Raw genomic sequence first — 21,410 nt, forward strand, 5'->3', positions numbered from 1 at the left:
CGGGGGAAGGGTCGCACAACACCCCTCGGACAATGTCCGGATACGACAAATTGCAGGTGAGTGATCCATGAGTTTCCCGTCCCTCGGTGAGGTGGGGGCGCGCGTTGGCGCGTCCCTGCAGTCGCTGGCAACGGCCGCGTCCGCAGCTGCATCGGCCCAGGCGGCAGAGCTGGGCGCGTCCTTGACCTCGCGTCTGCAGGCCGCACTCACCCTGGGGCAGGCCACCCGCCTGCTGCAGATCGAAACCGCCTTGCCATCGGCATCTTTGGTGGTCGAGCGCTGTCGCATCACCGAGGCCGTGCACGCCACCGAGCCGCTGTGGGCCGAGGTCGATTGCGTCAGCACCCATGCCTTGCTCGAACTCAAGGCCCTCAATGGCGAGCAGGTCACCCTGCGCCTGATGCTGGCCGATGGCAGCTGGCGCGCCTGGCATGGCTATGTGGTCAAGGCCGCACAGCTGGGCGCCGATGGTGGCCTGGCCCGCTACCGCCTCACCCTGGCGGCATGGACGCACTGGCTCACGCTGCGCCGCGACACCCGCATCTTTCAAGACCAGACCGCCGCCGACATCGTGAGCAGCGTGCTGTCGGCCTACCCGCAGGCGAACTTCAAGCTGGATGTGACCGCGCCCGGCCCGGTGCGCGCCATCACCACCCAGTACCGGGAAACCGACTGGGATTTTGTGCAGCGCCTGATGACCGAAGAAGGCTGGAGCTGGCGCCTGTCCCACAGCTGTGATACCAAGGAAGCGGTGGCCGGTGCCCGCGCCGCCCGCCACACGCTGATGGTGTTTGACACCCAGGCTGAAGTGCCCGACCTGGGCCCGCTGCGCTTCAGCCGCCCCGACATGCGCGGCGCCGGGGTGCTGGGCACGGGCCTGTTCGACACCGGTCTGGCGCAAGACACCGTGACCGCCTGGCAGGTGGGCCAGCAGCTCACGCCCAACGCCGTGACCCTGGCCGCCTGGGATGAACGCCAGCTGGCCGGTGTGGCCGCCGATGCGCGCAGCGTGGCCGACCACGGTGAGGTGCCCGTGCTGGAAGACTACCGGGGCCACGGCGAGCGCCGCCATGCCGACGGTCGTGTGGACACCGCCCAGTCAGGCAGCCGCAGCGTGGCCGAGGCGCGTGCCGAAGCCCGCCTGGCCGCCCACACCCTGAAGCACCGCTTTGCCGAAGGCCGCAGTGCCGTGCGCGCGCTGCACGAAGGTGCCCACTTTGCCCTGACCGAACACAGCCTCTACGGCCCCGATGCGCTGGCATCCGCCAACCGTTTTGTGGTGCTGCGTGTGACCCACGAGGCCGCCAACAACCTGGGCACCCAAGCCGCCCAGATCCTGCTTGCCACCGACATCGAGCAGGGCAGCTACCGCAACCATTTCCAGGCGGTGCCGGCCACCGCCCGCCTGGTCCCTCCGCCTGTTGACCGCCCCACGGCCCCCGGCCTGCAAACCGCCACCGTGGTGGCCGCTGAAGGCGAGCCGCTGACCACCGACCGCGACGGCCGCATCCGCATCCAGTTTGGCTGGCAGCGTGGGGCCACGCCCCTGCCTGGTGGGTTGAGTGCGCCGACCACGCCCACCGGCGCAGACACCGGCCATGCACCCGGCAACGCGCGCAGCGGCGCCTGGGTGCGCGTGGCGCAAAGCGTGGCCGGCCCCAACTGGGGCGCCGTGTTCACGCCGCGTGCCGGCACCGAGGTGCTGGTGGACTTTGTGGATGGCGACATCGACCGCCCCATCGTGGTCGGCCAGTTGCACAACGGCCAGCACGACCTGCCCTGGCCGGCGGGCGTGGACGCCGCCGCCAACCACCCCGGCACCGTCTCAGGCTGGCACAGCCCGCACCTGGATGGCCAAGGTGCCAACCAATGGCTGATCGACGACGCCACCGGCCAACTGCGCATGCGCCTGGCCAGCCACAGCGCCGCCACCGGCTGGAACGAGTTGAGCCTGGGTCACCTGATTCAGCACAGCGGGCACGGTGGCCAGGGCCACGCTCACCGAGGTCAGTGGCTGGGATCGGGCTTTTATGGCGCCACCGACGGCTGGGCCGTGTTGCGTGCCGCCCAAGGCCTGTTGCTGACCACCAGTAGCCGACCGGCCCAGGGCGCCAGCGTGGCCAGCACCCAGATGGACGCCGCCGAAGCCGTGGCGCAACTCAAAGCCGCACGCCAACTGGGCGAAGCCCTGAGCCAGAGCGCCCGCCAGCAAGGCGCCCACGGCCTGAGCAGCCACGACGGCGCGCAAGCCTGGCAACACCATACCGAGCAGATGGACCCGCAGGCGCAAGGCCGCTACAACGGCAGCGTGGGTGGACAGGAGGCCAAGAAGGCCCAGGGCCGCACCCTCACCGATCCGGTCGAACGCTTTGCCCAACCCCTGCTGCACCTGGACACCCCGGTGAGCGCCAGCTTCGTCACGCCCACCAGCATTCATCTGTTCAGCGGCCAAGACACGTCGTTGAGCGCCCAGGGCGATGTGCACAGCACCAGCGCGCACAGCTTCAGCGCCGTCAGCGGGCAGACCACCAGCCTGTACACGCACGCAGGCGGCATCAAGGCCATCACGGCCAATGCGGGCCTGAGCCTGCGCGCCCACACCGATGCGCAGCAGATCTGGAGCGAGAAGGACCTGACGGTGCAGAGCACCACGGATGAGATTCGGATTCAGGCGAGCAAGAGCATCACGCTGACGGCGGGGCAAAGCCAGATCGTCATCGAGGGCGGCAACATCACCTTCACCTGCCCGGGGACGTGGACGGTGAAGGGGGCGGGGCATGATTGGAGTGGCGGAGGGAGTCGGGCAGCGCAGCTCACCGGTTTGCCAGATGGAGGTGTCCGCCTGGATCCTGGCACCATCCAGATACAGCATCGCTATCACGACGACGAAGCACTCACGGGTACGCCGTTCGAAGCTGTGTTGAGCGATGGCTCGGTCAAGCGAGGAACCCTCAACGGCTCAGGAGAAGCAGAACTCACAGGCGTTCCGATTGGGGCGATCGCAAGCATCCGATTCGGTCAAATGCCCGGGGCCTACACCCCCAAGGATCAGCGCGTGATGCCGGCGCACAAACCATCACCTGCGGCGTCAGACATCGACGCACTCCTCGACAAGTACATCGGAGGACAGGCATGAGTACGCCTGGAGCATTGCAAGCCAGTGAATTCAAACACGTGGCAACGGAGGTGGCCGGGTGGCTCTGGGGCACCGTACAGGGTGCCTGGAACGAAAAACAGACGGTCAGCCAGATCATCACCGATGCGGTGATCGGCATGATCCCTCTGGTCGGACAAGCCACGGCGGCTCGCGACATCATTGCTGTAGGCTCAGGGCTTGCGGACAGCCCTGAAAAGCGTGAAAGCGTGTGGCAGTGGGTCTTGTTTGTGGTCTTGCTGCTGTCCTTGATTCCGGTGATGGGCGGGGTGCTCAAAGGGGTGGGTCGCCTCACCATTCGCGCCGCTCAAGAAGCCGCAGATAACGCCCCCAAACTGGCAGCGTTGGCTGATGACATCGTGGCATTGCTCAACCGACTTGGGCACAAGGACGCGCTCAAATGGCTGCGCGCATTGGACTTTTCAACGTATCAAGCTCAGTTAATCGAACGGTGCCACGCTTTGTGCGACGTGGTGATCTTGTCCATCCATCGATACATCCTGCGCTTTCAGAAGGTGCTGCCGCAGAGCTTCTCAGCCCGCATGCAAGCCGTAGCCAACGGATTTGAGCAGGTGAAAGCCGCTGCGGACAAGATGATCCCCAAGGCAATCAAGGAGCTCAACGCACAACTGAAGAAAATTCAGGCGCACTTGGTTGCAGGCGGTGTACCAGCCCCCGATCGCGCCGTGATTTTCGAAGCGCAGACAGGACGCAAGGTTGTGACCTACGCTGAGGAGGCTCGGCTGATCGAATCAGGATCGAAGAAATCGCTGATTCGTGCAGGCAAATACCCGCAAAACATGGCATCCACTCATGAGAGTGCCAGAGCCGAGATTGCCAAAGTCTACAAACACAAGCCGGGCTTCCCGGATTTGCTCGCTCGCACCGAAAAGGTGAACATCAAAGGCCAGGAAGTTGGCTATTACCCTGCTATCGCGGCGTCGAGCGGCACGATCAAGAATGTGGACCTGGGCGAAGAAGGGGTGACGCTGTTTCGAGCTTTTGGCCCGGGTGGCTCAACACATGGCGTCGAGGTCGGAAGTAGTTCGGCCGGCGGCTTCTGGTGGGGCGTCGGCGACGCGCCCAAGACCGCCGAAGAGTGGCGTCAGAAGTCTGCCGTTCTCGACGAATGGAATCGCAACGGCATGGTGGCGATCATGCGAATCCCGCCTGGCGGCAAGGTCAAGGTGCCTGCCTGTGTCAGCACCATCAGCGAGCAATACGGAAAGAAGGTGGCGGGCCAGTACCTGGAGGGCGGAGGAAAGCAGGCGGGCATTGACTTCTCCCTGGCCCCGAGCATGGCCGATGTGTCAGACCGAATAAACAAACTGGTCAAGATGGGGGGCGGCAAACTCAAGCTCCCTAATGGCGTCGAGATTGAGGTTCGACACAGCGGCTGGAAAGGCATCAATGGCAAGGTCGGCTACGGGACTGACGTCATTCCCGGGGCTGGTATGGTGGAGCGACTCGGCGTGACCGAGATGCAAAGCAAAGTCGGGCAAACGGGTGTGCAACAGGGCGCACAGCAAGCGGCCGGACAAACGGGCGGTGCTGTCGCGAAGGATCAGCGCGCAACACCCCATCGAGAGAAGAAGTAATGGCCATGTTCGATTTTCTAAAGCCAAAGTGGTCCGCCAACAAAATGACACCCGAAGACCGGGCCCGTCAGTTCTGGTTATTGCAGCGCCAAACCAGTTACTCCGCCTGGGAGCGTTGTCGGCATGCCTATGCTGCGTTTGTCGAACTCCTTGAGCAGCAGTGCAAAGAGGAGCCGATCGGACGACTAGGGCCTCAAGCACTCGCCAGATACAAAGTCAAAGTAGAGCAATGGGTGCAAGAGGGAAGCTTTCCTCCGACAGCTTTGCATCACCTTGAAAACGACCACGTCACCAAGTGGACACACGCGACCTATGCCAGCGCCCTTCGTGGCCTTGCTCTCTATGACCAAGGCCTGGCCCGCCTAAAGCAGGGGGATCGCTCGGTGTTCCTGCACAACAGCCAGGGCGTCTTGGAGGATGCGGCCAACGCGGCACACCATGAGTACCAGGCCTATTACCTGGGGGGGCCACGGGGCGACAACAGCTTGGTCTTTTATGGCAAGTACGTGCCCGCCATGAAAGCGGCGTTGCAGTGGGGATGCGAGCAGATCGGATTTGCAGCCGATGGCCTGCAATCTGCGATGGCCAACATGTCAGCCCCGGCCGTGTGGGAAGACACGCGGGACGTTTACGACCCTAGCGAGAGGCGCAAAAAGAAGGTCCTTGGCAGCAGTGACCGCTGGAAACAGCAGACGTCCCACTTGCAGGCCCTGCCGCGAGTGCCTCAGCTTGCAGAGGATGTTGTTGTCCGTACTGGCGAGCCCTGCCCTGTCTTTGGCATCTATGAGGCACAGGTCAAGGATGGCCTGATGGTCTACATGTGCCAGGGAGAGGAGGCGTTTCGATATGGCGAGCCTTGCTGGCACCCTGGTGGCGGACAGGCGATCATCTGGAAGTTGCTATGGGAAGATCAACGCTACCTGGATGGCATGATCCCTCCAGAAGAGGCCGATTACTTTCCAGATGCTGTCACGCCGCCAGACTTCTCCCGCTTTGTGGGCGAAGAACTGGAAAACGACTGGCGCTCGGACCAACTGGTCGTCGCACGAACCGGCGAACCGGCCCCCTACACGGGTCGCTGGGCTGCCCAGGATGATCTCAACGGGCAGGTGTTCTGGCGCAAAGGTGACCCGCTGCCATCCCACAAGGGGCAACCCACTGATTGGGTCTATTCGGGCGTTTGATCTGGCTGAGGCCTTCTAGGCTTGGAAACGGTGGGCCGCACATGGCGTTGTCATGAGTGTGAGCGCCCCCGGCACGCCTCCTGCTTCATCTCGCTGCACCCCACCGGCACCTCCCCTACGATGGACGCCGCCCCCCGCAACCCGATGAGCCCCTCATGAGCACCCTCCACGTCATCACCCATCCCCTGGTTCAGCACAAGCTCACGCTGATGCGTCAGAAGGACGCGAGCACCAACAGTTTTCGCCGCCTGCTCGATGAACTGAGCACCTTGATGGCCTACGAGGTCACGCGGGACATGCCGCTGCAGGATGTCCAGATCGAGACGCCGTTGGAGACGATGACGGGCCAGGTGATCGACGGCAAGAAGCTGGTGCTGGTGTCGATCTTGCGCGCGGGCGACGGTTTCCTCGACGGCATGCTGCGCGTGGTCCCTGGCGCACGCGTGGGCCACATTGGCCTGTACCGCGATCCGGCCACGCTGCAGCCGGTCGAGTACTACTTCAAGATGCCGTCGGAGATGAGCGAGCGCGATGTCGTCGTGGTGGACCCGATGCTGGCCACGGGCAATTCGGCCGCGGCGGCGGTGGCGCGCATCAAGCAGCTGAAGCCGAAGTCGATCAAGTTCGTGTGCCTGCTGGCGGCGCCCGAGGGCGTGGCCGTGATGCAGGCCGCGCACCCGGATGTGGACATCTACACCGCAGCGGTGGACCGCTGCCTCAACGACCACGGCTATATCCTGCCTGGCCTGGGCGATGCGGGCGATCGCATTTTCGGCACCAAGTAAGCCACCCGCGCGACCCCAAGAAAAAGGCTGCGTCCCCGCGAAGGGCGCAGCCTCATGTTGGGTGGCCGGGTCACCGACGGCGCGTCGCTTCACCGCGCACGCCGGTCACCGGCCAGTGGGGCTCACAGCCCCAGCTTTTGCGCCACGTAGTCGGCGTCCTTGTCGCCACGGCCCGAGAGGTTGATCAGGATGTGCTGATCCTTGGGCAGGGTGGGTGCCACGCGCATGGCCCAGGCCACGGCGTGGGCACTCTCCAGCGCAGGGATGATGCCTTCCACACGCGACAGGGTCATGAAGGCGTTCAGGCACTCTTCGTCGGTGGCGGTCTGGTAGTCCACGCGGCCGATGTCTTTCAGGTAGCTGTGCTGAGGGCCGACGCCGGGGTAGTCCAGACCCGAGGCAATCGAGTGCACGGCCGAGGGCGTGCCGTCTTCGTTTTCCAGCACGTAGCAGGCCATGCCGTGCAGCGCACCGGGCTTGCCCTTGCTCAGGGTGGCGGAGTGGCGGCCGGGCTTGTCCAGGCCTTCGCCCGAAGGCTCGACGCCGACCAGGTGCACGCCTTCGTCGCCCAGGAAAGCGGTGAAGATGCCCATGGCGTTGGAGCCACCGCCCACGCAGGCAGCCACGTGATCGGGCAGGCGGCCGTGCTTGGCCAGGAACTGCTCGCGCGCTTCCTTGCCGATGATGGACTGGAAGTCACGCACCATTTTCGGGAAGGGGTGCGGGCCGACGACCGAGCCGATGGCGTAGATGAAGTTGGTGGGGTCCTTCAGGTATTCCTCGAAGGCGCTGTCCACGGCTTCCTTGAGGGTGGCGGCGCCGCGGGTGACGGGCACCAGCTTGCAACCCAGGATCTTCATCTTGGTGACGTTGGGGTGCTCTTTCTCGATGTCGACCTGACCCATGTGGATCTCGCAGGGGATGCCGACCAGGGCGCAGGCGGTGGCCAGGGCCACGCCGTGCTGACCGGCGCCGGTTTCGGCGATCACCTTGCTCTTGCCCATGAACTTGGCCAGCAGGGCTTCGCCCAGGCAGTGGTTGATCTTGTGGGCGCCGGTGTGGTTGAGGTCTTCGCGCTTGAGGTGGATCTGCGCGCCGCCCAGTTGCTCGGACAGGCGGCGGGCGTGGAAGATGGGGCTGGGGCGGCCCACGTAGTCGGCGAACAGCGAGGCCAGCTCTTCCTGGAAATCGGCGCGCTGGCGGATTTCTTCGTAGGCGACGTTGATGTCGTCCATGGCCTGCTTCAGGTGCGGGGGCACCAGTTGGCCACCGTAGGGACCGAAGTAGCCTTCGGCGTTGGGCATGGGGGCGAAGGAGGTGGGCGTGCTCATGGGTGACAGGGCCTGATCAGGCGGTAAGGTGGTTCAAGGTCGGTCCAGCGAGTGCGGTGACCCGCAGGCCAAAGGTGTGAGGATAGCGCGGCCTGCCCCGCTTGCGCAGGGATGGCTGCCCGCTTTGCTCGGGTTCCGCGCCACCGTTGTGCCGCCCGTTCAACCGCCCCGCTCAGCGCCCTCGGAACGCGGATGGGCTCATGCCCGCCCAGCGCTGGAACGCGTGGATGAAGGCGGCCGATTCGGCGTAACCCAGCTGCTGGGCGATGGCCTCGATGGGCAGGGTGGTGTGGCGCAGCAGGTGCTGGGCCTTGGTGTAGCGGGCCTCGGCCAGCAGGTCGCGAAAGCTCTGGCCCTCTTCGCTCAGGGCGCGGCGCAGGCTGCGCTCGGACAGGCCCAGGGCGCGGGCCACCTCTTCGGCGCCGGGGTAGCTGCCGCTGAACAGACCCAGGTGGGTGAGCACGCGTTCGGCCAGGGTCTCGGTGCTGGTGGCCTGGGCCACCAACTGCTGGTCGCACATCGCCCGGTACATGGCGTGGGCGTTGGGGTCGGCCGAGGGCAGGCGCAGCTGCAGGTGCTCGTTGCGCAACCAGAAGCGCGCCTCGGTCTCGCCAAAGCGCACGGGGCAGCCGAAGTAGGCCTCGTAGTCGGCGGCCTCGGGCGGGCGCGGGTAGGGCATGTCGATGCGCTCGGCGTGGATGTCCACCCCCATGGTGACCTGCATGTCGCGCACCAGCTTGTAGGTGCCCGAGACCTCGCCATCGACCCGGAAGCGGAAGGCGCGTGGGGTCATGGGCATGGGGGCGAGGGCCAGGGCGCTGAGCTTGTCGCCGGGCTCGAAGCGCAGGGTGCCGAACAGGTAGGTGAGGTCCTGGTAGCGGATGCCGACCTGGAAGGCCTCGTAGGCCGTGGCGCAGGTCATCAGCAGCATGATGAGCGGGCCGTAGCCGGCCAGGCCGTAAAAGCCCCCGAGACGCAGCCCCACCAGCGGGTCTTGGATGGTGTCGGCGAGGTCGGCGTAGATGCGCATCTCACGCGAGCGCTCGATGCGGGTGCTGGGGTCGAGCTGGGCCAGGCTCAGGCCGTGGCGGGCAAGCACGGGCTCGGGATCCTCGCCCATCTGCTTGAGGCCCTGCACCATGTAGATCAGGCCGAGGATGGATCGCGTGCTCATCAGACTGTCAATTCAGGGGGGAGGGTTGACCCGTAAATGGCCGCTTGGCCGCCCGGTTTTGGCCGAAACGATCAATTATTGGTCAAATCTAGCATGGCCCAGATCAAGTCTGGCTCGCACCATGACAGCACTTTCCCTGTTTCGATTTCTGTTCACAGATTCCACCGAGGTGCCGCATGACCCATCCGATCACCCCCACCCAGAACGTTCACCAGGTTGAGGTGGCCATTGCGGGCGCCGGCTTCGGTGGCCTGTGCATGGCCATCAAGCTGCAGGAGGCGGGCATCACCGATTTCGTGATCCTGGAAAAGGGCGACGAGGTGGGCGGCACCTGGCGCGACAACCAGTACCCCGGCGCGGCCTGCGATGTGCAGTCGCACATGTACTCGTACTCGTTTGCGACCAGCCCGAAGTGGACCAAGCGCTATGCGCCCTGGAGCGAGATCCAGCAGTACATCCTGGACGTGACCGAGCAGTACCGCCTGCGCCCGAAGGTGCGCTTCCACCAGGAGGTGGTGAGCGCGGTGTTCAACGAGGGCACGGGGCGCTGGACGGTGAAGACGGCGGGCGGTGACACCTATCTGTGCCGCCACTGGATTCTGGCGTCGGGGCCTCTGCACGTGCCGTCCATCCCGAAGATCAGGGGCCTGGACAAGTTCCAGGGCAAGGTGATGCACTCGGCCCAGTGGGACCACGGCTACGACCTGCGCGACAAGCGGGTGGCGTCGATCGGCACTGGCGGCTCGGCCATTCAATACGTGCCCGAGATCGCGCCGAAGGTGAAGCAGCTGCACGTGTTCCAGCGCACGGCCGCCTGGGTGATCCCGCGCGACGAGCGCCAGTACTCGGCCTTCAGCAAGAAGATGTTCGCCGCCCTGCCGGTGACGCGCACGCTGCACCGCTGGCGTTGCTACTGGACCAACGAGTCGCGCGTGTGGCCCATCTTCAACCCCAAGCTGGCCAAGGTGGGTGAGTTCTTCCTGAAGAAGTTCATCAGCTGGCAGGTGAAGGACCCCGAGCTGGTCAAGAAGCTCACGCCCGACTACACCCTGGGCTGCAAGCGCATCCTGATTTCGAACAAGTGGTTCCCCACCTTCAACCGCCCCAATGTGGAGCTGGTGACGGACGACATCCGCGAGTTCACGGCCACCGGCATCATCACCAAAGACGGCCGGGCGCGCCCGCTGGACTGCGTGATCCTGGGCACCGGTTTCATCGTCGATCCGCGCATCTACATGAAGAACTTCGAGCTGCGCGGCTTGAACGGCCACACCATCCAGGAGGACTGGAAGGTGAGCCCGACGGCCTACCTGGGCATCACGGCGACCAACTACCCCAACATGTACCAGCTGGTGGGCCCGCACACGGGGCTGGGCCACAACTCCATCATCTTCATGATCGAGGCACAAGCCGACTACATCGTCAACTGCGTGAAGCTGGTGCAGGCCAAGGGCGGCGGATACCTGGACGTCAAGGAAGAGGCGCAGAACCGCTTCCTGGGCGAGATGACCAAGGCCCTCAAGGGCACGGTGTGGGACTCCGGCTGCAAGAGCTGGTACCAGACCGCCGAGGGCATCAACTTCGCGATCTGGCCCAAGTCCACCTGGCGTTACTGGCTGGCCACGCGCAAGGTCAACGAGGCCGATTACCGCTTTGTGAAATGCGCAGGCACGTCGGCCACAGGCGCCACCCGCCTGTCCGGCGGCCCGGCGATGACGCCTAAGGCAGCACGTTGACCATGCCCTGGGGGGTAGATGCCCAAATCGTAACGTTGCGTGTCAAATTTTGTGAGGCGGCAGGCGTGACCAAGGGGCGAGATTCCGCACAATAGACCGTGTATGGAGTCGCCCATGGAAAACAACACGGTTCAGTCCCCCTCGCCCGCGTGCATGCCACCCCGCATGGACGGCTTGGTGTTGCGCACCCCTGCGGCGGTGTGGGAGGCCATCCGAGGGGAGCACCCCATGGCTCCGCGTCATCGCCTGGGCGAGACCCTGGTGGTGCACGGCCTCAGCGAGCCGTCGGACATCGAACGCGCCCTGACCTTGCAACGCAAGGGGCAGCCTCGCCCGCTGGGCCAGATCCTGCTGACCGAAGGCATGGTCGTGGAAGACGACCTGAAGATCGCGCTGGCGGCGATGGCCGGCATGCCGGTGGTGGACTGTCTGGCCGTGCCGCCGCAAGACGACGCCGTGATGCTGGTGCCGCAGGGTACCGCCGAGCGCGCCCGCGTGTTGCCGCTGCTGCGCGAGGGCAGCACCCTGGTGGTCGCCATGGAGGACCCGTGGCACCGCCCTACGCTCGATGAGTTGCGCTTTCTGAGCAACCTGCACATCGAAGCGGTGATGGCGCTGCCGGGCACGCTGGCCCAGGCGCAGACCAACGCCTACGAAGCCGTGCAAGGCCGGGTGCGTGCCCTGCATGCGAACACCGACGTGCACGAGCTGGCCGCTGAACTGGCGGTCGAGCTGGGGCCCAATCACAACGATGCGGTCAAGGAGGTCATCACCGAGTCCAGCAGCACCTTGGTGCGCCTGGTCAACACGATGATCGAGGACGCGATCAAGCGCAATGCGTCCGACATTCATATCGAGGCCAGCTCGCCGCACAGCAAGGTGCTGATCCGCTTCCGGGTGGACGGGGCCTTGACGGTCTACCTCGAGCTGCCCTCGGAGTACCGCCCGGCCCTGGTGGCGCGCCTGAAGATCATGTCTGACCTGGACATTTCCGAGCGCCGCAAGCCGCAGGACGGCAAGATCGACTTCTCTCGCTTTGGCGACGCCAAGGTCGAGCTGCGCATCGTGACCGTGCCGACCACGCATGGCGTGGAAGACGTGGTGCTGCGTCTGCTCAGCGGAGCCAAGCCGCTGCCCATCGAGCAGATCGGGCTGAGCGAGGGCAACCTGGAGACCATGCGCCAGATCATCGCCAAGCCCTATGGCCTGGTGCTGGTCTGCGGCCCCACGGGTTGCGGCAAGACCACGTCCTTGCACTCGGTGCTGCGGGAACTCAACCAGGGTGACCGCAAGATCTGGACGGCGGAGGACCCGATCGAAATCTCGCAACAGGGCCTGTGTCAGGTGCAGATCAATGCCCGCATCGGCTGGACCTTTGCGGCGGCGATGCGCACCTTCCTGCGGGCCGACCCCGATGTGATCATGATCGGTGAAATGCGGGACGAGGAGACGGCGAACATCGCCATCGAGGCCTCGCTGACCGGTCACCTGGTGTTCTCGACCCTGCACACGAACTCGGCGGCCGAAAGCATCGCGCGTTTGCTGGAAATCGGGCTGGACCCGTTCAACTTCTCGGACTCGCTGCTGGCGGTGCTGGCGCAGCGTCTGGTGCGCAAGGTGTGCCCGGAGTGCGGTGTCACGGCCGAGGCCACGCAAACCGAACTGGACGTGATGCTCCACGAGTACCTGCACAGCGCCCGCGATGACAAAGCGGGCAGCCGCGAGGCCTTGCTGTCAAGCTGGCGCCAGCAGTATGGCGACGCGCAGGGGCGCATTCAGCTGCGCCACCGTGGGCCGGGTTGCCCGACCTGCAACCAGCGCGGGTACAAGGGCCGCATGGGCATCCACGAGTTGCTGGTGTCGGATGACGCCATCCGCTTGCTGATCCGCCAGCGCTGCTCGGCGGCGGACATCTTGCAGGCCAGCTTGAAAGGCGGAATGCGCACACTGCGTCAGGACGGCATCGACAAGGTGCTGCAGGGCCACACGGACGTCAAGGAAGTGCTGGCCGCCAGCAACAACTGAGATGGGGACCCTGCGCGCCACCTCCGTCGTGCGAGTGACGCGCCATGCGCTGAAGTGGCTCGCGCTGGGTGTGGGCGTGGCGCTGCTGGCCGGCACGGCCTCGGCCTGGTTCCTGCTGGCACTGGCCTGGGCCACCGAGACGCGCGAGGCACACCGCTGGCTGTTGGCACTGCTGCCCGTGGCGGGCTTCGTGGTGGGCTGGGTGTACCTGCGGGTGGGCCAGCCGGTGGAGGCCGGCAACAACCTCTTGATCGACGAGGTGCACGACCCGCGTCAGGTGGTGCCGGTACGCATGGCGCCGCTGATCTTTTTGAGCACGGTGGTGTCGCACCTGTTTGGCGCCTCGGTGGGGCGCGAGGGCACGGCGGTGCAGATGGGCGGGGCGTTGGCCGACCAGTTCACGCATGTGTTCCGTTTGCGACCGGACGATCGGCGCATCCTGCTGATGGCGGGCATCAGCGCGGGCTTTGCCTCGGTGTTTGGCACGCCACTGGCCGGCGCGGTGTTCGGGCTGGAGGTGCTGGCCATCGGGCGTTTGCGCCATGAAGCGCTGTGGCCGTGTGTGGTGGCCGCCGTGGTGGCCGACCAGGTGTGCGCGCTGTGGGGCGTGCACCATGGGGTGTACAGCGCGGGCGTGTTGCCAGCACTGTCGATGGGCACCTTGGGCGCGGCGGTCGTGGTGGGGCTGCTGTGCGGCCTGGTGGGCATGGCGTTTGCGCGCGGCACGCATGGTCTGTCGGCGTTCATGAAGCAGCGCGTGCCCTATGCACCGCTGCGACCCTTGCTGGGCGGCATCGTGCTGGCCGGCGTGATCTGGGCGACGGATGCGTGGCGCTATGCGGGCCTGAGCCTGCCGGGGCTGGCCCAGGCCTTCACCGAACCGCTGCCGTGGTGGGACTTTGCGCTCAAAGGGCTGTTCACCAGTTTTTCACTGGGGGTGGGCTTCAAGGGGGGCGAGGTGACGCCGCTGTTCTACATGGGCGCGACGCTGGGCAATGCCCTGGCGCCGCTGTTGCAGCAGCCCTTCCCCTGGCTGGCCGCACTGGGCTTTGTGGCGGTGTTTGCCGGTGCGGCCAACACGCCGCTGGCCTGCGTTTTCATGGCCATGGAGGTGTTCGGCGTGAGCATCGGCGCGCATGCGGCGCTGGCGTGTGCCATGGCTTACCTGGCGTCCGGGCATGCCGGCATCTACAAGGCGCAGCGGGTGGAAGGCTCGAAGTACCGCTGGCGGCGCTGAGCGTGAAGCTCGTGTTGTGAGCCTCAGCCCTTGGTGACAGGGCGTGACGGGTCACGGCACCACTCGCTCCAGCTGCCGGCAAACAAACGGGTGGGCGGGAAGCCCGCCACTTCCATTGCCAGCAGGTTGGGCACGGCGCTGACGCCGCTGCCGCACTGGTGCACGACGCTGGCCGGATCGCGGCCGGCCAGCAGTGCGTCGAACTCGGCGCGCAGCGTGGCGGCGGACTTGAAGCGGCCCTGTTCGTCGAGGTTGAGGCTGAAAGGGCGGTTCAAGGCGCCGGGGATGTGGCCGGCGACCGGGTCCAGCGGTTCGACCTCACCGCGATAGCGCGGGGTGGCGCGCGCGTCGATGAGGGTCTGATCGGGTTGGTCCAGATGGGCGAGGACCTCGTCGGCGGTGACCAGCGTGCGCAGAGGCGGCTGCAAGGTCCAGTGGGAGGGCGTGCGCGGCACGGCCGGGCCGCTTTCCACGGCACCGCCAGCCGCGGTCCAGGCGCTCAGACCGCCATCGAGCACGGCCACGGCTTCGTGGCCCGCCCATTTCAGCATCCACCACAGGCGGCCGCAGAAGTTCAGGCCGTTGCGGTCGTAGACGACCACCTGGGTGTCGGTGTGCAGGCCGATCTGGCGCAGCCACTGCGCGAACACCTCGCGGCGCGGCAAGGGGTGGCGTCCGCCCGAGGCGGCATCGGCCGCACCGTGCGCGCTCAGATCGTGGTCCAGGTCGGCGTGGACCGCACCGGGAAGGTGAGCGTCAAGGAACTGCTGCCGAGCGGCGGCGGGGTTCATCAGATCGGCGCTGCAATCGACGATCAGCAAGGCGACACCGGCTTGCTGCAGCGCTTGCAGTTGGGCGCAAGAGATCAGGGTGGTGAACATGGCGGCAGAGGCAGTCTGAGTTCCACCCATTGTCGATCAAGCGGGAGCGCGCTGCGCGCACGCGGCCGAGTCGCGTTGCCGCGCTCGGCCTGCGCCACCAGCCTGATTCAGGCGGCCGCACGCTGCTGGATGAGCGTGATCGCCAGACGCGCCGTCTTGCGCACCTCCGGGTCCGCGTCCTGAGCCGCGATGGCCAGCGCGGGCAAGGCCGAGGCATGGCCGATCTCGCCCAGGGCCACACTGGCTTCCTTGCGCAGGTTGGCGATGTCGTGCTGCAAGGCGTGGCTGATCAGGGCATCCACGGCCTGGGCGTCTTTCAGCCGCCCCAGGGCCCGCGAGGCCAGCTGGCGCACCTGCCAGTAGGCGTCTTGCAGGCTCTGGATCAGGGGCGTCACCGCCTCGGGCAATTTGAGCTTGCCGAGCGTGGCCGCAGCCTCTTCGCGCACGCGCCAAACCGGGTCCTGCAGGGCGCCCAGCAGGGCCGGCTGCACCTGCGCATCGTGGCCCTGCCCCAGGCCCAGCGCGCCCACTGCGGCGCGACGCACCTCAGGATCAGCGTCGTGGGCGGCCAGGTGAGTGAGCACCGGCAGCGCGGACGCATCCTTGAGCCAGCCCAGCACGCCCACGGCGGCCAGGCGCACGGCCGTATCGGGGGCGTCGGTGGCACGCAAGGCGGCGTGCAGGCTGCCCGGCAGACGCAGCTCCTTGATGGCGTGCAGCAGGCTCGCCAGCACGAAGCCCTGGGCCCCGTCCAGCGCGGGCAACAGCAGCGTGCCGCTCTCGGTCTGCTTGATCTCGGCCAAGCTGTAGGCGGCGGCCTCGCGCACAGCCGCTTCAGCGTCGTGCAAGGCATCCACCAGGGCGTTCAGGACGATCGGCTGCTCCCAGTACGCCAGGCGAGCGGCCACATCGGCGCGGATGGCCGGGTCCGGGTCACGCAAGGCCCAGGCCAGCCAGGGCGCGTGGGCTTCGTCTTCCAGCTCGGCCAGCTCGATCAGGGCGAGGCGGCGCACGGTGGCGTCGTCCGAGGTCAGGCGTGGGTGCAGCGCTTGCAGGTCATCGTCGGCGGTCGACACCTCGGGCGGCGGCAGGGCAAACAGGGTGCTCATGGGGGAAGGTGCTTTCTTCAGAATTCGGAGGAGCGGATGCCGCGGCGGTTCAAACCCGTCACGGGGTTGAGGCGCTCCAGCGGCAAGGTGGTGGTCGGGTCGCGCAGCAGGTCCAGGCAGTGGCGCTTGAGGCGCGCAAAGGGCACGCTGGTCAGCCACTCGGACTGACGTGGGCGCTCGGCCTCGACATGGATCTCTTCGATGATGCGACCAGGGCGCGGGCTCATCACCAGGATGCGGTCGGCCATGAACAGGGCTTCGTCGATGTCGTGGGTCACAAAGACGATGGTGGTCTTCAGGTGGCCCCACAGGCTCAGCAGCAGCTCCTGCATCTTCAGGCGGGTCAGTGCATCGAGCGCGCCAAAGGGCTCGTCCATCAGCAGCACGCGTGGCTGGTTGATCAGCACCCGTGCGATCTCGACGCGCTGCTGCATGCCGCCTGACAGGGCGTGCGGATAGCGCTGCTCGAAGCCTTGCAGGCCCACTTCTTTCAGCAACGCCTGCGCCTGTTGCAGCCGCTCGGTGCGAGAGACGCCACGCATCTTCAGCCCATAGGCCACGTTGTCCTGCACGCTCAGCCACGGGAACAGCGTGTGGTGCTGAAAGACCAGACCGCGTTGCGGATCGGGCCCGTCGATGCGCTGGCCATCGAGCCGCGCCTCGCCATGAGTGGGGCGCAGGTGGCCGGCCAGCGCGCCCAGCAAGGTCGACTTGCCGCAGCCCGAGGGCCCCAGCAGGCAGACGAACTCACCGGGCTCGATCGTGAGCGAGACCTCGTCGAGCGCCACGAAGCGCTGCGCGCCTTCGCCCAGGTGGATGGACACCTGATCGATGTCGAGGCGGCCGGTACCGGCGTGCGTGGTGACCGGGGGAACGCTTTTGAGAACGGCACTCATGCCTGACCTCCTTGTGAACGATGCCAGGGCATCAGACGTTGGCCGCCCCAGTGGATCAGCGCGCTGCTGCCCATGCCCAGCAGGCCGATCACCAGCATGCCGACGATGATGTTGGCGTAGGCCTGCACGGTGTAAGACTCCCAGGTGTAGTAGCCGATGCCGTACTGGCCCGAGATCATCTCGGCCGTGACCAGGCAGAACCAGCAGGTGCCCATGCCGATCGACAGACCCGTGACGATGCTGGGTGCGGCCGAGGGCAGGATGACCTGACCGAACAGACGCCAGCGGCTGGTGCCCAGGCTGCGCGCCGAGGCCACCAGGCGCGGGTCCACGCCATTGACCCCGTGAATGGTGTTGAGCAGGATGGGGAACAGCGCGCCCACGAAGGTGATGAAGACCATGCTGCCTTCCGACGAGGGGAACATCAGGATGGCCAGCGGGATCCAGGCGACGGCCGGAATGGGCCGTGCCACTTCCAGTGGGGGCAGCAGGGCCAGGCGCACCCAGCGCGAACGACCGATCAGCAGGCCCAGAACCACGCCGAGCGCCGCTGCCGACACGAAGCCCGAGGCCACGCGCAGCAGGCTGCTCGACAGGTGCTGGCTCAGCTTGGGCGACTCGACGAGCTCCCAGGCCGCGGCCCACACTTCGGACGGTGGCGGCACGTTCGCGAAGGTGACCAGGCCCAGGTGGGTCCGCTGGGTGGACAGCACGTGCCACACCAGCACGCACGCCACCAGCGAGATCGCCTGGGCGCCCCAGCGCCAGACTTGGCTTGGTGTGGCGCTCATGCTCAGCGTCCTGTCACACCGGCACGCAGGCCGGCCAGGTCAAACACCTTGCCCTTGTTGGCCCCGGCATAGGCCACGGCCGCGTCCTTTTGCAGGAAGGCGCTCACCTGCCCCTTGGCATCGGTGGCGTACCAGGCCAGGTTGCCCAGCAGCTTGATGCGGTGGATCAGGTCATGCACGTAGACGGCGCGGGCGCTCTTGCCGGCCTTCTCCAGCTGGGCCAGGTCCTTCAGGGCGTTCTCGATCGAAGCGTAGTGGCGCACCTTGCCTTCGCCCTTGACCCAGATGCCGGCCAGGCGCTGCGTGTCGGTGATGGCCTTGCCCGTGAGCGCGTCGTTGGCCTTCAAAGGGGCCTTGGCCGAGTTCTTCAACTGCGCGTCGTAGTTCAGACCCGACTGCTGATAGGCCGTGCGGATGAAGCGCTCGTCGATCAGCGCGTTGGCGTTCAGCGTCGTATCGGTGCGGCGCAGCAGGCGCAGGGTCTCGATGGCGGTCTGCAGGGCCTGACGGTACTCGGGCTTGAAGCTGTGGTCGCGCGTCTGCAAGCCCAGCGGGCCGTGGAAGAGGTAGTTCACCGGGGCTTCGATGCCGGTGTGCTTCTCGATCAGCTCGCTGTACTTTTCGGACTCGGCGGCGATCAGGCGGTCGGCCTCGATGGACGCACGCAGGAAGGCCGTGACCACCTCGGGGTACTTCTGGGCAAACGCGGTGTTGACCAGCGTGCCGTGGAAGGTGGGCGACTTGGCCTGGGCGCCGTCGTAGATTTTGCGGGCGAAGCCGCGGAAGGGGAAGGCTTCGGCAAAAGGCACGAAGTCGGCGTGGGCCTCGATCTTGTTGGCCTGCAGCGCGGGGCCGGCCACTTCCGGTGCCTGGGTGATGATGTTCACGTCCTTGGCCGGGTCCAACCCCTGCGCCTTCAGCGCGCGCAGCAGCATGCCGTGGGCGGCCGAGGCAAACGGCACCGAGATCGTGCGGCCGCGCAGTTCGGCCAGCGAGGTCACCGGCGAGTCCTTGGGCACGACGATGCCATTGCCGCTGCCCAGCGTGCTGCCCGACAGCACCGTGATGAACACGCTCTTCTTGCCGGCCTTCTCAAAGGCGGCGCCATTGGCCGCGCCGGGGAACTCGGCCATCGAGCCGATGTCCAGCTTATCGGCCAGCATCTCGTTGGTCAGCGGTGCGCCCGAGGTGAAGTTCTTCCACTGCACGTCGTAGGTGACGCCCTTGTACTTGCCGTCCTTGGGCAGGTACTTGTCGAGCAGCTTGAGCTCACGGATCAACAGGCCGCCGGTGGCGCAGTTGATGGTCGTGTCCTGGGTGCCGATGGCCAGGCGGATGGTTTCAGCCTGGGCGGCCAGGGCTGTGGCCGTGGCGGCAAATGCGAAGGCAGCGGTGCGCAGGGCGCGCGAGAAAGAAGGCAAAGACATGTGACAACTCCTGATGTTGGGATGGGTGTGCGCTGAGCGGGCGTCAGCGCACGAGGTAAGGGATCTCGACCTTGATGGCCTGGGTGGGGCAGTCCTTCTGGCAGGGCAAGCAGTACCAGCACTCGTCGTGCCGCATGTGGGCCTTGCCGGTTTCTGGATTGATGGCGAGCACGTCCATCGGGCAGACGTCGATGCAGACGGTGCAGCCCTTGTGGGCGATGCACTTGTCCAGGTCCACGGTGACGGCGGCTTCGCTGTACTGGGCGATGGCGGCGGGGGCGAAAGGCATGGGGAACTTCCTTCAAAGATCAGGCGGCGGCCGGCGCGGGCTGGGCCGCATCGGCGCTCAGGTTCTGAGCCTGTCCGCGCGGGATGCGCAGGCGGTCGTAGGCGGTCTTCTCGACGTCGTCGATCGGCACGATGTAGGGTTCGATCTCGCGCTTGGCGTGGGCCATGCGGCCCTGTTCGTCCTTGTAGAGATGGGCGTGGCAGAACCAGTCGGCGTCGTTGCGCTCGGGGTAGTCCACGCGCAGGTGGTACAGGCCCCAGCGGCTTTCGGTGCGGAACAGCGAGGCGCGGGCCGCCATCTCGGCGCAGTCGCGGATCACCGACACCTCGGCCGCGCGCATCAGCTCATGCGGGTTGCGGGCGTGCAGGTGGCCGATGTCTTCGCCGATCTCTTCGAAGCGCTTGAGGCCGATCTCGTACTTGCGCGTGACCTTGGGCGGCTGCAGGTAGTCGTTGACGAAGCGGCGCAGCTTGTACTCGACCTGCAGCGGTGGCAGGCCGTGGTCGCGCTGCAGCGGTGCATAGACGCGGCGCTTCTCGGCTTCGATCTGCTCGGCGTCCACCGCGCTGAAGTCCAGCTGGCTGGCGCGCTCGGCGGCGTTGACACCGGCAAACCAGCCATAGGTGAAGGCACCCAGCATGTAGTTGTGGGGCACGGCGGCCATGTCACCCACGGCATACAGGCCCGGCACCGTCGTCTCGGCCTTGGCGTTGACCGCCACGCCCGAGGCGCTGTGGCCGCTGCAAAAGCCGATCTCCGAAATGTGCATCTCGACCATGTCCTTGCGGTAGTCGGTGCCCCGGCCGGCGTGGAACTGCCCACGGCTGGGGCGCTCGTTGCCGTGCAGGATGGTCTCGATGGTCTGGATGGTTTCCTCCGCCAGGTGGTCGAGCTTGAGGAAGACCGGGCCCTTGCCGCCTTGCAGCTCCTGGTAGAACTCCAGCATCATCTGGCCGCTCCAGTAGTCGCACTCGATGAAGCGCTCGCCCTCACCGTTGGCCGTGTAGCCGCCCAGCGGGCCGGTCACGTAGGCGCAGGCCGGGCCGTTGTAGTCCTTGATCAGCGGGTTGATCTGGTAGCACTCCAGGTTGGCCAGCTCGGCGCCTGCGTGATAGGCCATCACATAGCCATCGCCCGCATTGGTCGGGTTCTCGTAGGTGCCCATCAGGTAGCCGGACGAGGGCAGCCCCAGGCGCCCGGCCGCGCCGCAGGCCAGGATGACGGCCTTGGCGCGCACCACATGGAAGTCGGCCGTGCGGCTGTCAAAGCCCATCACACCGTTGACGCTGCCATCGGCGGCCTTGAGCAGGCGGGTGGCGATGATGCGGTTGGTGATCTCGACACGGGCGCGCTTGAGCTGGCGGTATAGCACCTTCTTGACGTCGTGCCCCTCGGGCATCGGCAACACATAGGTGCCCAGGTGGTGCACCTTCTTCATCGCGTAGTCGCCGGTGGCGTCTTTCTCGAACTTCACACCCCAGCGGTCGAGCTGCTCGATGGTGCTGAAGCTGTGCTGCGCATAGGCGTACACGGTGGACTGGTTGACGATGCCGTCGTTGGCGATCGTGATCTCCTTGGTGTACTGCTCGGGCGTGGCGTAGCCCGGCACGACGGCGTTGTTCAGCCCGTCCATGCCCATGGAGATGCAGCCGCTGCGCTTGACGTGCGCCTTGTCCAGCAGCAGCACACGCAGCTTGGGGTTGGCCTCCTTGGCCTTGATCGCGGCCATGGGGCCGGCCGTGCCGCCCCCCACCACGACGATGTCGTATTCATGTTCAATGGTTTGCATGGGT

At 66.2% G+C, this 21,410-nt stretch carries 16 protein-coding genes; 7 read left to right on the plus strand and 9 right to left on the minus strand.

Annotation, left to right across the window (positions count from 1 at the left end; genetic code table 11):
- Positions 1-67 precede the first annotated feature (67 nt).
- From RBT42_RS07470 to upp, 4 genes are all read left to right on the plus strand, one after another.
- The gene (locus RBT42_RS07470; RefSeq protein WP_320363674.1) at positions 68-3,136 is read left to right on the plus strand and encodes a type VI secretion system Vgr family protein; all 3,069 of its coding nucleotides are present in this window, start codon (positions 68-70) and stop codon (positions 3,134-3,136) included.
- Positions 3,133-4,752, plus strand: coding sequence for a hypothetical protein (locus RBT42_RS07475; protein WP_320363676.1), 1,620 nt, complete (start codon positions 3,133-3,135; stop codon positions 4,750-4,752). Before RBT42_RS07470 ends, RBT42_RS07475 begins: the two co-directional genes overlap by 4 nt.
- Positions 4,752-5,936 (plus strand): Imm72 family immunity protein, encoded by a 1,185-nt coding sequence (locus RBT42_RS07480; RefSeq protein ID WP_320363678.1) that lies wholly within the window; start codon positions 4,752-4,754, stop codon positions 5,934-5,936. Before RBT42_RS07475 ends, RBT42_RS07480 begins: the two co-directional genes overlap by 1 nt.
- Before the next feature lie 155 nt (positions 5,937-6,091).
- Positions 6,092-6,721, plus strand: coding sequence for a uracil phosphoribosyltransferase (gene upp / locus RBT42_RS07485; protein ID WP_320363681.1), 630 nt, complete (start codon positions 6,092-6,094; stop codon positions 6,719-6,721).
- Positions 6,722-6,843: 122 nt separating this feature from the next.
- Here the strand turns inward: upp and trpB are convergent, their stop codons facing one another.
- Both trpB and RBT42_RS07495 read right to left on the minus strand, forming a co-directional pair.
- Positions 6,844-8,052 carry a tryptophan synthase subunit beta gene (gene trpB, locus RBT42_RS07490; RefSeq protein ID WP_320363683.1) on the minus strand — a complete coding sequence of 403 codons (1,209 nt, stop codon included), beginning with the start codon at positions 8,050-8,052 and terminating at the stop codon, positions 6,844-6,846.
- Positions 8,053-8,224: 172 nt separating this feature from the next.
- Complete coding sequence (locus RBT42_RS07495; RefSeq protein ID WP_320363685.1) at positions 8,225-9,226, minus strand: AraC family transcriptional regulator; 1,002 nt, start codon at positions 9,224-9,226, stop codon at positions 8,225-8,227.
- Between the two features lie 176 nt (positions 9,227-9,402).
- On the opposite strand from RBT42_RS07495, the gene RBT42_RS07500 reads away from it, so the two are divergent.
- The 3 genes from RBT42_RS07500 (at position 9,403) to RBT42_RS07510 (ending at position 14,224) form a co-directional block, all read left to right on the plus strand.
- Positions 9,403-10,962 carry an NAD(P)/FAD-dependent oxidoreductase gene (locus tag RBT42_RS07500; protein WP_320363687.1) on the plus strand — a complete coding sequence of 520 codons (1,560 nt, stop codon included), beginning with the start codon at positions 9,403-9,405 and terminating at the stop codon, positions 10,960-10,962.
- A 114-nt stretch (positions 10,963-11,076) separates the two neighbouring features.
- Positions 11,077-12,987, plus strand: coding sequence for a GspE/PulE family protein (locus RBT42_RS07505; RefSeq protein ID WP_320363689.1), 1,911 nt, complete (start codon positions 11,077-11,079; stop codon positions 12,985-12,987).
- A 1-nt stretch (position 12,988) separates the two neighbouring features.
- Positions 12,989-14,224: a voltage-gated chloride channel family protein gene (locus tag RBT42_RS07510; protein ID WP_320363691.1), complete on the plus strand. Its 1,236-nt coding sequence runs from the start codon at positions 12,989-12,991 to the stop codon at positions 14,222-14,224.
- A 23-nt stretch (positions 14,225-14,247) separates the two neighbouring features.
- Here the strand turns inward: RBT42_RS07510 and RBT42_RS07515 are convergent, their stop codons facing one another.
- The 7 genes from RBT42_RS07515 to RBT42_RS07545 all read right to left on the minus strand — a co-directional run bounded on the left by RBT42_RS07515 (position 14,248) and on the right by RBT42_RS07545 (position 21,406).
- Positions 14,248-15,105 (minus strand): sulfurtransferase, encoded by an 858-nt coding sequence (locus tag RBT42_RS07515; RefSeq protein ID WP_320363693.1) that lies wholly within the window; start codon positions 15,103-15,105, stop codon positions 14,248-14,250.
- Positions 15,106-15,212: 107 nt separating this feature from the next.
- Complete coding sequence (locus RBT42_RS07520) at positions 15,213-16,214, minus strand: HEAT repeat domain-containing protein (protein ID WP_320363695.1); 1,002 nt, start codon at positions 16,212-16,214, stop codon at positions 15,213-15,215.
- A gap of 17 nt (positions 16,215-16,231) precedes the next feature.
- Positions 16,232-17,110, minus strand: a complete 879-nt coding sequence (locus RBT42_RS07525; protein ID WP_320363696.1) for an ABC transporter ATP-binding protein — start codon at positions 17,108-17,110, stop codon at positions 16,232-16,234.
- Positions 17,107-17,901, minus strand: coding sequence for an ABC transporter permease (locus RBT42_RS07530; protein ID WP_320363698.1), 795 nt, complete (start codon positions 17,899-17,901; stop codon positions 17,107-17,109). The genes RBT42_RS07525 and RBT42_RS07530 overlap by 4 nt, the downstream gene beginning before the upstream one ends.
- Before the next feature lie 2 nt (positions 17,902-17,903).
- Positions 17,904-19,328 (minus strand): ABC transporter substrate-binding protein, encoded by a 1,425-nt coding sequence (locus RBT42_RS07535; protein ID WP_320363700.1) that lies wholly within the window; start codon positions 19,326-19,328, stop codon positions 17,904-17,906.
- 43 nt (positions 19,329-19,371) lie between these two features.
- A complete protein-coding gene (locus RBT42_RS07540; protein WP_320363702.1) occupies positions 19,372-19,617 on the minus strand; it encodes a ferredoxin family protein in 246 nt (81 codons plus the stop codon).
- A 19-nt stretch (positions 19,618-19,636) separates the two neighbouring features.
- A complete protein-coding gene (locus tag RBT42_RS07545) occupies positions 19,637-21,406 on the minus strand; it encodes a fumarate reductase/succinate dehydrogenase flavoprotein subunit (RefSeq protein WP_320363704.1) in 1,770 nt (589 codons plus the stop codon).
- Positions 21,407-21,410: the final 4 nt, after the last annotated feature.

Source organism: Aquabacterium sp. (genome assembly GCF_034003525.1).
In the GTDB taxonomy this organism is placed as follows: Bacteria; Pseudomonadota; Gammaproteobacteria; order Burkholderiales; family Burkholderiaceae_C; genus Aquabacterium.